The 3,397-nt window shown below is 44.8% G+C and carries 3 protein-coding genes; 1 reads left to right on the top strand and 2 read right to left on the bottom strand.

The genetic code is table 11. The annotated features are described in order from the left end of the window. On the top strand, positions 1-2,036 hold a 2,036-nt coding region (locus DBR11_RS19655), incomplete at its 5' end, for a family 20 glycosylhydrolase (RefSeq protein WP_199233896.1). A gap of 19 nt (positions 2,037-2,055) precedes the next feature. Here the strand turns inward: DBR11_RS19655 and dinB are convergent. Together dinB and DBR11_RS19645 are read right to left on the bottom strand one after the other, a co-directional pair. Then, positions 2,056-3,159 carry a DNA polymerase IV gene (gene dinB, locus DBR11_RS19650; protein ID WP_108554327.1) on the bottom strand — a complete coding sequence of 368 codons (1,104 nt, stop codon included), beginning with the start codon at positions 3,157-3,159 and terminating at the stop codon, positions 2,056-2,058. A 97-nt stretch (positions 3,160-3,256) separates the two neighbouring features. Then, on the bottom strand, positions 3,257-3,397 hold a 141-nt coding region (locus DBR11_RS19645), incomplete at its 5' end, for a histone H1 (protein ID WP_108554326.1).

Here is a 3,397-nt window from a genome sequence, read left to right as displayed (position 1 = left end):
CTAAAATATATCGTCAGAATCAATTGATCAAACCACTTACAGATGAACAAATCCCGCCGATATTTCCCAGTCCTGTCCTTTATCAAACACAAACCGGAACATTTAACCTTAGTGCTCAGGTTAAACTATCCGCAGATGCAGATTTTCTTCAGGAAGCACAGTTATTTGCAGAAGAGCTTTCCGGGCTTTTCGGAAAAACTGTTTCATTAAATCAAACTACTGCCGGGCCGGCCATCATATTTAAAAAAGAAAATGGTCTGGGCACGGAAGCTTATAAATTGAGTGTCAGCCCGCAGCAGATCTTAATTCGCGCGTCAGATCCTGCTGGTGCATTTTATGCAGTCCAGTCCTTAAAAACCATGATGCCTTCGGCCTTATGGTCTGGCCAGTTAAAATCTGCAAAAGTTCTTTGTGCTGAGGTAGAAGACGCCCCACGCTTTAAATTTCGTGGATTTATGCTCGAAGTGGCCCGAAATTTCCAATCTAAGGCGGAGGTACTGAAGGTACTCGATGCGATGGCTTTGTATAAACTCAATGTACTTCATTTCCATTTAAATGATGATGAGGGCTGGAGACTCGAAATCCCTGCCTTGCCGGAGCTCACGAAAGTAGGTTCACAACGCGGACATACGATGGATGATAAGCAAAACATTTTGCCATCTTATGGTTCGGGCCCTTTTACAGGTGCAAATTCAGGCAGCGGGTTCTATACAAAAGCCGATTTCATAGAGATTCTGAAATATGCCACCCGGCGACACATCCGGGTAATCCCAGAGATTGAAACACCTGGCCATGCCCGTGCAGCCATCAAATCCATGGATGCCAGATATGATAGGCTAATGAAACTGGGTCAAAAGGCCGAGGCCGAAGAATACTTGCTGCGCGACAGGAAAGACCAGTCGGTTTACCGCTCCGTACAGGGCTGGAATGACAACGTACTTAACCCTGCTCTTCCATCTGTTTATCATTTTATGAGAAAAGTTGTAGACGAGATCGCATCCATGTATAAAGAGGCTGGTTTAAACCTGAGCACGGTACACTTTGGAGGAGATGAGGTTCCGGCTGGTGTATGGGGGCGTTCTCCGGCGGTAGCAGAACTGATGAAAGAGGATTCCACGGTAAAAGGACCGGATGATCTTTGGTATTATTATTTCACAAAGGTAAACGCTCTGCTTAAAACCCGCGGACTTTACCTCACTGGCTGGGAGGAGATCGGCTTGAGGAAAACGCAGCTGGACGGACAACATAAGATGATCCTCAACAGTACCTTTGTAAACGACAACTTCCATACCGAGGTTTGGAACAATGTGGATGGCAATGAGGATCTGCCTTATAAAATGGCCAATGCGGGCTACAAGGTTACGCTGACCTGTGTAACGCATCTGTATTTTGATTTGGCGGCTACTACAGATTTTGAAGAACCCGGGCAGTACTGGGGAGGCTATGTGGATACAGATAAGCCCTTTTATTTTATCCCTTATGATTATTACAAGTCTTCGAGGGAGGATGTTAATGGGCATCCGGTAAATCCAGCTATTTTTGCACCTAAGGAACGCCTAACGGATTTTGGAAAAGCTAACATTATTGGTATACAGGCCCCACTTTGGAGTGAAACGATAAAAAGTCCGGAAAGATTGGAATACATGCTGCTCCCTAAACTTCTGGGGCTAGCGGAGCGGGCCTGGGCAAAGGATCCTTCCTGGGCCACAGAAAAGGATACGCTTAAAAGCAAACAAATGTACCAGGAGGCCTGGTCGGCTTTTGCCCATGTGCTGGGCAAGCGTGAGCTTCCGCGCCTAAACTTCTATAGTGGCGGTTTTTTATACCGGATACCGACGCCTGGCGTGGTGAAAGAAAATGGTTATGCAATGGCGAATACTTCCTACCCTGGGCTGCTGATACGTTATACAACTAATGGGACTGAACCGAGTGCTTCCAGCCCTGTTTATCAGCAACCGGTACCGGTTAAAGGTGTTTTGAAATTTGCACTATTTAATTCTTCCGGAAGACAGGGTCGTTCAGTTTCGCTGAAGTAATTAAGAAAGAAATAAGGCATCAGGGAAATAATCTGCCCTGATAGCCGTTTTTTTCAAATTGCAACACATCTTCTCCAAAATTGGAGACAGTAATGCCCAATAAGCGAACGGGTCGGCTGGTGAAATCTACGGATTCTAAAAGGGCCATAGCAGCGGCCAGGATGAGTTCCTGTTCTGCGACGGCAGTGGGATAAGATTTACTGCGGGTAATGGTCTTAAAATCGCTGAATTTGATCTTAACTGTCACGGTTCTTCCTTTTAGCTGGTTTCTTTTTACACGGTCTGAAACAATCCGCGAGATTTTCTCGAGTTCAGCAGCCATTTCGGGAACAGTAATCAAATCTTCCGGAAAAGTATCTTCTGCACCAACAGATTTGGTTTCCTGGTTGGCTTCCACTTTTCTGTGGTCTATACCCCTTACGATCTTATAGAAGAAATGGCCTGATTTCCCAAAGAGGTTAACCAGCTCCAGTTCACTGAGTTTTTTAAGATCTCCGCCAGTATGGAGGCCACGCATTTTCATTTTTTCGGCGGTTACTTTGCCTACTCCATGAAACTTTTCTACAGGTAGCTTTTCCATGAAACGTTCTATTTTAGAAGGGCCGATAAAGGTTAATCCATCGGGTTTATTCATATCTGAGGCAATCTTAGCGACAAATTTATTGATGGATACACCAGCAGATGCAGTGAGCTGCAGTTCATCACTGATCATTTGCTTGATCTGCCTGGCAATTTCTATAGCTGATCCTATACCAAGTTTATCGTCTGTAACATCCAGATAGGCTTCATCCAGGGAAAGCGGTTGTATCTCATCCGTAAAACGGCTAAAAATTTCTCGGATATGGATAGAAACTTCTTTGTAAGCCGGAAACCTCGGTCGAACAAAGATCAGGTGCGGACAGAGTTGCTGCGCCTTTTTTGAAGGCATGGCAGAATGCACGCCATATTTACGGGCCTCATAACTGGCCGTAGCCACTACACCTCCCCTGCCTTCAGGTGAGCCACCAACAGCAATTGCTTTTCCACGATATTCTGGATGGTCTCTTTGCTCTACAGAGGCATAAAAGGCATCCATGTCTATGTGAATGATCTTCCGGTACTGCTTTTCTTCAGTGGGCTCCATTTCAGAATGGCTTATTCTTTAGGTTTGGGTTAATAAAAATTAAATCCACAAAAAAAGGTCCACTACTGCGGACCTTTTTTTTGAATTCTTGAAGATCTTACTTAGTTGTATTTTTTTTCTCAGTTACTTCAGTACGAATTTCTTGAGCAAGTACTTTTAAGTCTTGCATTGCTTTACGCACTCTGGTACCAGCAGCACCGTTACCTGCGTTATAAAACTTTTCTACATCTGCCTCAAC

It is taken from the genome of Pedobacter sp. HMWF019 (assembly GCF_003061025.1).
Classification (GTDB): Bacteria; Bacteroidota; Bacteroidia; order Sphingobacteriales; family Sphingobacteriaceae; genus Pedobacter.
The sequence above is the reverse complement of the archived record's forward strand: the minus strand, read 5'-3'. Positions and strand labels throughout refer to the sequence as shown.

Excerpts from the sequence above, each read along its gene's own strand:
- dinB (WP_108554327.1), bottom strand. The coding sequence starts at position 3,159 with ATGGAGCCCACTGAAGAAAAGCAGTACCGGAAGATCATTCACATAGAC.